We start from the raw sequence: 9,635 nt of genomic DNA on the forward strand, positions 1-9,635 counted from the left end.
TTAGTCGGTCTCATGACCGAGCGCTCGGTGGACATGATCGTAGGCATCTTCGCGATCCTGAAGGCTGGCGGTGCGTATGTGCCGATTGACCCGACGTATCCAGAGGAGCGAATTCGCTACATGCTGGAGGACTCGGGAGCACAGCTGCTGCTGACTCAGCGTCATCTGGCGGATAAAGTCGCGTTCGATGGACGTATGCTCGTCCTGGATGGGACGGATGCCGTCTACCATGGAGATGGCTCGAATCTGGAGCCATGGTCTGGACCGAACGATCTGGCGTATGTCATCTATACCTCAGGTACGACGGGCCAGCCGAAGGGCGTCATGCTGGAGCATCATGGTCTCTGCAACCTCAAGACCTACTTCGATCAGACGCTGCAGATCAGTCCTGCGGATCATGCGTTGCTGTTCGCGAGCTATTCGTTCGATGCGGCATGCTGGGAAATATTCCAGGCGCTGTTCTGCGGAGCGACGCTGTATGTACCGACTAGCGAGACGATCCTGAACTATGAGCGGTTCGAGCAGTATATGGCGGAGCACCGGATTAGCGTGGCGGCCTTACCGCCGACGTATGCGGTGTATCTGGAGCCGGAGCGGATGCCGAGTCTGCGGATTCTGTTCACAGCCGGATCGGCGACCTCCACGGAGCTGGTGTACAAGTGGAAGGATCAGGTGTCGTATTACAACGGTTATGGTCCAACGGAGAATTCGGTCGCAACATCCATCTGGCCGGTATCTGAGGATCGCCGGGCAGGGGAGATCATCTCGATCGGACGTCCGATGCCGAATCACCGGGTCTACATCGTGGATGCTCATGGTCATCTGGCACCTGTCGGCGTAGCAGGCGAGCTGTGCGTATCCGGTCCGGGTCTGGCCCGTGGCTATCTGGATCGTGCGGAGCTGACGGCGGAGAAGTTCGTGCCGAATCCGTTCGTGACTGGAGAAGTGAGAGAGTCTGAGGAAGCTGAGGGAGTTGTAGGTGAAGCGGGACTGGCTGACGCTGGATCTGGCTCTGAAGGTGAAGGGCATGACATGACAGAAGGTCGAGCAGCTAGCCATGCCGCTAGCCATGCCGCCAGCCATGCCACAAGCCATTATGAGCGGATGTACCATACCGGAGATCTGGCGCGCTGGATGCCAGACGGCAACATCGAGTACCTGGGCCGGATCGACCATCAGGTGAAGATTCGCGGGTACCGGATTGAGCTGGGCGAGGTGGAGGCTCAGCTGCTGAAGGTGGAAGCTGTGCAGGAGGTCATTGTACTCGCGCAAGCAGATGAGCAGGGACAGAACCAACTGGTGGCATACTATGTGGCTGAGCAAGAGGTTGGTGCTGGGGAGCTGCGTGCTCAATTAAGCATTGAGCTGCCGAACTACATGGTGCCATCGCACCTGATCCAGCTGGAGCAGATGCCACTGACACCGAATGGCAAAATTGACCGCAAAGCGCTTCCGGCTCCAGATGGCAGTCTGCACAGCGGTGCTGAATATGCAGAGCCACGCACTTCCCTGGAGCAGACGTTGGTATCTATATGGCAGGCCGTGCTGGGAGCTAAGCGGATTGGTATCTTGGATAATTTCTTTGACCTGGGTGGCGACTCGATCAAGGCGATCCAGGTAGCTTCACGCTTGCTGCAAGCTGGCTATAAGCTGGAGATGAAGGATCTGTTCCAGTACCCAACCATCTCATTGTTGAGCGGGCATGTTCATCAGGCCACTCGCACAGCGGATCAACGCACGGTAACGGGTACTCTGCCGCTGACACCGATCCAGCAATGGTTCTTTGCACAGGAATCGGCAGAGCCGCATTACTTCAACCAATCGGTCATGCTGCACAGAGCCGAAGGGTTCCAAGTAGCTGCATTGCAGCAGGCAGTGGCGAAGGTTATGGAGCACCATGATGCATTGCGAATCGTGTTCCGTCATACCGAGCATGGCTATGTGGCATACAATCGTGGCTTGAAGGAAGGCGAGCTATATAGTCTGGATATTGTGGACCTCACGGACATGTCTGAGCAAGCCAGTGTGGCTACAGTGATTGAAGACAGGGCTAATGCTATCCAAGGCTCCATGGATATAGAAAATGGACCACTGATGAGACTCGGACTGTTCCGTTGTGCGGACGGTGATCATTTGCTGATGGCTATCCATCATCTGGTCATAGACGGTATTTCGTGGCGAATTGTACTAGAGGATATTGCTGAAGGGTATGAGCAAGCCGCCCGCGAAGAAGCCATTCGTCTGCCGGCCAAAACGGATTCATTCGCGGTATGGGCAGAGCGCTTGTCGCAATATGCGAGTAGCGAAGCGATGGCGCATGAGAGCAATTACTGGCAGCGCCTTGCCGAGCAAGCTTCTGGATCAGTGCGGAGTAACGAGGAGCGTGCTGGAGAAGCGGGATATCCGCTGCGTGACAGCAAGACGGTGACGGTAGCGTGGAGCGAGCAGGATACGCGCCAACTGCTGCAGGATGCGCATAGAGCTTACAATACAGAGGTGAATGACCTCCTGTTAACGGCACTTGGCACTGCATTGCACCGCTGGAGTGGTCAGCAGAGAGTACTGGTCAATCTGGAAGGCCATGGACGGGAAGCAATCGTACCAGAGCTTGATATCACACGTACGGTAGGCTGGTTCACGAGCCAATATCCAGTACTGCTAGAGGTGGATGGAGAAGCGGAAGCAGGTCAGCGGATCAAGCAGGTCAAGGAGAACCTGCGTCAGGTGCCGCAGAAGGGAATTGGTTATGGTCTTTTAAAATACTTGTCTGCCGAAGCAGCCAATTCTGCACTCCATCTGCAGCCTGAAATCAGCTTCAACTATCTGGGTCAATTCGATCAGGACCTGGATCAAGGCGCAATTGCTCTGTCATCTCACTCCGGCGGTGAGCCGATGAGTGAACATACGTTGCTGGAGCAGCCGTTGAATGTGAACGGTATGATCACAGCAGGTATGCTGACACTGGAAATACGCTATGACAGTAATACCTTCGAGCAGCATAGTGTTGAGCATTTCGCACAGCTATTGAAGGAAAGCCTGCACGAGGTTATCTCGCATTGCGCGGCTAAAGAGCGGAGTGAGCTCACTCCTAGTGATGTTCTATATAGAGGTCTCAGCCTGAAGCAAATGGAGCAATTGATGCTGGAGACGGCTGGCATCGGTGAACTGGAGAATGTGTATGCTCTGTCACCAATGCAAAAAGGCATGCTGTTCCACAGCCTCATGGAGCCTGAATCCGGTGCTTACTTCCAGCAGGCGTCGTTTGATCAGCATGGTCACTTTGATGTAGCCATTTTCCGTAAGAGTCTGGATCTGTTGACTGGTCGCCATGAGGCGCTGCGTACGAACTTCCGTATGTTCGAATTGGAACAGCAGCAGGAGCCATTACAGATGGTATTCCGTCACAAGTCGAGCGATCTCACTTATGAGGATCTACGGGCAATGGACACTGCACAGCAGCAGGCGTATATTCGGGCGTTCAAGCAGCAGAACCAGGACCGAGGCTTCGATCTTGCCAATGACTCGCTCATGCGAGTGCACGTGCTTCATACGGATGAAGAGGCATACCATCTGGTCTGGAGCTTCCATCATATTGTGATGGATGGCTGGTGCTTGTCACTTGTGACAAGCGAGGTGTTCGGCACATATTTTGCGCTGCTGGAGCATAAGCAGCCACAACTGCCTGCGATTACACCTTTTAGCGAGTATATTGAATGGCTGGAGCGTCAGGACGAGCGTGCGGCAAGGGACTATTGGAACGGCTATCTAGCTGGATTTGAGCAGCAGACGCTATTGCCTGGCAGTAAGTCCGCCCTTGAGGGACAAGAAATATCAAGCAGCCTTGCCCAGGATCATGCCATGACATTGGCGGGTTCAGCTTCAGCGATGACGGAAGAATCAGCAAGCACAAGGATGCATGGCGGGTTGGCTATTGATGAGCAGAATGCCCATGCTTCCGAGTATGTGTCTGAGTATGTATCTGAATATAGGTCTGAGCAGATAACGGTTGATCTTGATCGCACATGGGGCGACGCCTTGTATCGAATCGCGAAGCAACAGCAGGTGACAATTAATACATTGATGCAGAGCGTATGGGGCGTGATTTTGCAGAAATATAACAACAATGAGGATGTTGTATTCGGTAGCGTGGTATCAGGACGTCCGACGGATCTGCCTGGCGTGGAGAATATGATCGGCTTGTTCATTAATACGATTCCGGTACGCATTCACAATGCTCGTAATGCTACATTCACTGAGATTATGCGGAATACACAGGAGCAGGCACTGGCCTCAGGGGCCTATGACAGCTTCCCGTTGTATGAAATCCAGGCGCTAACCGAGCAGAAGCAGCAACTGATTAATCATATTATGGTCTTTGAAAATTATCCGGTAGAGCAGCAGGTGGAGCAGCAAGTAGATCAGATGGGTGAAGTACGCTCATCAGCCTTTGCAATCAGCAATGTTGAGGTGGTCGAGCAGACGAATTATGATCTGGATCTGGTTGTCATGCCGGATGAGCTCTTCCGCATCATGTTCCGATATAACGCGAATGTATATGATCGTGCTGCAGTTGAGCGTATGCAAGGGCATCTACTGCAAGTGCTGGAGCAGATTATTGCGAATCCGCATATCCGTGTAGATGAGCTTGCCTTGGTAACCCCGGCAGAGCAAGCGCATCTCATCGAGGTGTGGGGCGATACCGCAGCACCATATCCGCAGGAGGAGACACTTAGCAGTCTGTTCGAGCAGCAGGTACTACGTGCGCCGGAGCAGGTGGCTGTCATCTGTGGAGAGCAATCGTTGACCTATGCGGAGCTGAATGAGCGTGCGAATCGTCTGGCACGTACCTTGCGTACGGAAGGTGTTGTAGCAGATCAGCCAGTAGGTGTGGTCGTGCAGCGCTCGCTGGAGATGATCGTGGGCATCTATGCGATTCTGAAGGCCGGCGGTGCGTATGTGCCGATTGACCCGGATTATCCGGCAGATCGCATCCGCTTCATGCTAGAGGACTCGGGTGCGCAGCTGGTGCTGACGCAGCAGCATCTTGTCGAGCGGTGGGAGGTGCAGTCTGCACAGTCGGGACATTTTACAGCAATTTCGAGTGCGCTGGGTGCAGAGGCTGGAATTGTTAGTGTTAGTGGTACTGAAATTGCTAGTGATACGGATGCTGGTATTGATGGGGCTAATGGTATTGGTGCCGTCGCTGGTATTGGTGCAAATGAGGCGAGTGGATGGGCAGACTTCGGCGGCAAAGTGCTGGTGCTGGAGCAGGAGGAGCTGTATCACGAGGATGGCTCCAACTTGGCCCCACTGGCTGGGCCGCAGCATATCGCGTATGTCATCTATACATCGGGGTCGACGGGCAAGCCGAAGGGCGTCATGGTCGAGCATCACTCGGTGATCAATCGGATTCTGTGGATGCATGATCGCTATGGTCTGAGCGCGGAGGATACGATCCTGCAAAAGACGACCTTCACATTCGACGTGTCGGTATGGGAGCTGTTCTGGTGGTCCATGGTGGGCTCGAAGGTAAGCTTGCTGTCCGTGGGCGGCGAGAAAAATCCGGAGGATATCGCGGATACCATTGCCCGTGATGGAGTGACAACAATGCACTTCGTTCCAGCGATGCTGCATGCGTTCCTGGAGTATGCAGAGCAGCAGCCACGAGAGGTGCTGCAAGCGAAGCTGGGTACACTCCGGCATGTCTTTGCCAGTGGAGAAGCCTTGCTGCCACAGCATGTAGCACGGTTCCAGCGCTTGGTGTCGAGCCTGACCGGGGCGAAGCTGATCAACCTGTACGGTCCGACAGAAGCTACGGTGGACGTATCGTATTTTGATTGCGAGCCTGGGGAGTCGTATGGAATCATTCCGATCGGGAAGCCGATTCAGAACATTCGTCTGTACATTGTCAAGGAAGGAACCGAGCAGCTGCAGCCGATCGGCGTAGCCGGGGAGCTGTGCATTGGTGGCGTCGGCGTGGCGCGCGGTTATCTGAACCGTCCAGAGCTGACGGCCGAGAAGTTCGTACGTGACCCGTTCTCGGGTGGGCGTGCAGGCTTCGGGCAGATGTACCGTACGGGAGATCTGGCGCGCTGGTTACCGGATGGCAACATCGAATATTTGGGCCGGATCGACCATCAGGTGAAGATCCGCGGGTACCGGATTGAGCTGGGCGAAGTGGAAGCGCAGCTGCTGCAGGTGAAGTCTGTGCGCGAAGCGGTCGTCATGGCTCGTGCCGATGAGACGGGGCAGAAGCAACTGGTGGCGTACTATGTAGCAAGTGTTGAGCTTGGTACGGCTGAGCTGCGGAGCGAAATGGGCCGCGAATTGCCAAGCTACATGGTGCCGACGTACTTTATCCAGCTGGAGCAGATGCCACTGAGCCCGAATGGCAAAATTGACCGCAAAGCCCTCCCGGCACCGGAAGGTAGCCTGCAGAGCGGAGCGGATTATGCTGAGCCGCGTACGGCGCAGGAACGGGCGCTTGTAAAGGTATGGCAGGATGTGCTGGGCGTGCCGACGGTCGGGATCCTGGACAATTTCTTCGATCTGGGCGGTGATTCGATCAAGGCCATTCAGATTGCGTCCCGTGTGTTCCAGACCGGCTATAAGCTGGACATGAAGTACTTGTTCCAGCATCCAACGATTGCAGCACTGGCACTGCATTTGCAGGAAGCAAGTCGGATAGCTGATCAGGGCGAAGTATATGGAGAGACGGGCTTACTGCCGATTCAGCAATGGTTCTTCGAGCAGAAGCGCGAGCATCCGCAGCACTTCAATCAAGCAGTCATGCTATATAGCGTGGAAGGCTTCCACGAAGTAGCTGTTCGCTCGGTAATGGATCAGATTGTGAGACACCATGATGCGTTGCGTACCGTGTTCCGTCCTGATGAATCGGGCTCGGTATACGAGGCTTGGACACGACGCGTCGATGAAGGTGTCCTGTATACCCTGGAGATCGTTGATCTTCGCGCACTGGAGAGCTATGCGGAGGAGTTGGAGGATAGAGCCGCTGCTATTCATAGCAGTATGGACCTGAGCGCAGGTCCTCTGGTCAAGCTTGGATTGTTCCGAACTGTTGATGGCGATCACCTGCTCATCACGATTCATCATTTGGTGATGGACGGAGTCTCTTGGCGGATTCTCTTTGAAGATTTTGCTGCAGGGTACGAGAGAGCATTGAAGGGTCAGGCCATACAGTTACCGTACAAGACCGATTCCTTCCAGCTATGGACCAGCGAGCTGGCATCGTATGCACAGCGTGTTACGACAGCAGCCATTTCTGGTGAATCAGGTGCTACTCATGAGAGTGTCTTAATTACATCATATTGGGAGCACATTGAGCAGGAGAAATCCAGCGTTGCCCCATTGCCAAAGGACTTTATATATGAAGGCTCTGTGCAGGCAGACAGTGAGCTGTTGTCCGTGGAATGGAGCGAGACACAGACGCAAATGCTGCTCAAACAGGCTAACCGTGCCTACAATACGGAGGTTAATGATCTGTTGCTGACCGCACTTGGCCTGGCCGTACATCAATGGACGGGTGCAGGACAGGTTCTCGTCAATCTGGAAGGGCACGGACGGGAAGCGATCATTCCTGACGTGGATATTACGCGTACGATCGGCTGGTTCACGAGCTTGTATCCTGTATTGCTGGAGACGGGCAGAGAAATGACGCTGGCTCAGCGAATCAAGGAGACGAAGGAAGGGCTGCGACGCATTCCACATAAAGGATTGTCGTATGGAATCTGGCGCTATCTGTCCTCTGCTGCAATCGGTGTAGCTGTGGCTGATGCGCAAGAGCGTACCCTTAATCCAGACCCGGAGATTAGCTTCAACTATCTGGGTCAGATCGATCAGGATCTCCAGCATAGCGGTATCACCTTGTCCTCTTACAGTGTAGGGGAGACGGAGGATACGAGAGCGCGCATGAATTACACGCTTGATATCAATGCGATGATCTCGGAGGGCAAGCTGCGTCTGACGGTAGCCTACAGCCGTAAGCAGTATCACAAGGAGACGCTCGAACGTCTGGCAGACATGCTGCACACGGCTCTGCACGAAGTGATTACGCATTGTGTGGCTCAGGATCGGCCAGAGCTGACTCCGAGCGATGTATCCTTCAAGGGGCTGTCGATCGTGGAACTGGAGCAGATCACGGAGCAGGCATCTCATACAGGTGAATTGGAAAATGTATATGCACTGACGCCGATGCAGAAAGGCATGCTCTTCTACAACCTGATGGATTCACAATCTGGAGCGTATTTTGAGCAAGCTTCCTTCGATCTGCAGGGCGAGTTCGACATCGCTGCGTTCGCAGCTAGTCTGGACAAGCTGGTAGAGCGACATACGGCATTGCGTACGAACTTCTACAGTGGGTGGAAGGATGAGCCGTTGCAGGTGGTGTATCGCAACAAAGGCAGCGAATTGTATGTAGAGGATATTCGTGAGCTGGACGAGAGAGTTCAGCGTGAATATATTACTGAGTTCACACGCAAGGATAAGCAACGAGGCTTTGATCTGGCACAGGATGCACTGATGCGTGTCGCTATATTGCGTACAGGGGAGGACGCGTACCGTTTCGTCTGGAGCTTCCATCATATTGTGATGGATGGATGGTGCTTGTCACTTGTGACGAATGAAGTATTTGCAAGCTATTTTGCCATATTGGCCGACAAGCAGCCACAGCTGGCGCCTGTATCGCCATATAGCCAATATATTGAGTGGCTGGAGCAGCAGAATGTACAGGCCGCTTCCGACTATTGGAGCAGCTATCTGGCAGGCTATGAGGAGCAATCCCGACTCCCGCAGGCTAACAAGCAAATCAAAGCCGGATATGAGGCAGACCGACTCGAATTTGATCTGGGTGCTGAGCTGACAGCAGGAATTCAGCAGGTTGCAAGACGTTATCAGGTGACCATCAATACACTGATGCAGACTGTATGGGGCATTTTACTGCAAAAGTATAACGGGTCGCAGGATGTCGTATTCGGCAGCGTTGTATCTGGTCGTCCAGCCGAAATCCCGAATGTGGAGAATATGATCGGTCTGTTCATTAATACCATTCCTGTGCGCATTAGCGCGCAAGGTGACAGGGTGTTCTCGGATGTCATGAAGGACAATCAGCAGCAATCCATTGCTTCCAATGCTTATGACACGTATCCGCTGTATGAAATTCAGGGCCTGTCAGAGCTGAAGCAGGACTTGATTAATCACATTATGATTTTCGAGAATTATCCGGTAGAGGAGCAGATTGAGCAATTGGGTGGCAGTCAGGCATCTGGCTTCCGAATTACAGGAGTCGAATCCGTCGAGCAGACGAACTATGACTTTAACCTCGTCGTCATGCCAGCGGATACGATTCATATGATCTTTGGCTATAACGCGCTGACCTTTGATCGCGTGGGTGTAGAGCAGATTCGGGGTCACCTGGTGCACTTGCTGGAGCAGGTAGCAGCGAATCCGGAACTTCGAGTGAATGAACTGGCAATCGTCACGGAGCCAGAGCGTAGACAGATCCTTGACATCTGGGGAGATACGACGGTGGCTTACCCGAGTGAGCAGACGATTCACGGCTTGTTCGAGGCGCAAGCGGAGCTGACTCCAGAGCAACCAGCTCTGTTCTGCGAAGGAGA

The 9,635-nt window shown here is 53.7% G+C and carries 1 protein-coding gene; it reads left to right on the forward strand.

Going from position 1 to position 9,635, the window contains the following annotated elements; translation table 11 throughout:
- A partial coding sequence (locus K331_RS0128585; RefSeq protein ID WP_036636159.1) for a non-ribosomal peptide synthetase occupies positions 1–9,635 on the forward strand: 9,635 nt, incomplete at both ends.

Source organism: Paenibacillus massiliensis subsp. panacisoli DSM 21345 (assembly GCF_000426545.1).
Classification (GTDB): Bacteria; Bacillota; Bacilli; order Paenibacillales; family Paenibacillaceae; genus Paenibacillus; species Paenibacillus panacisoli.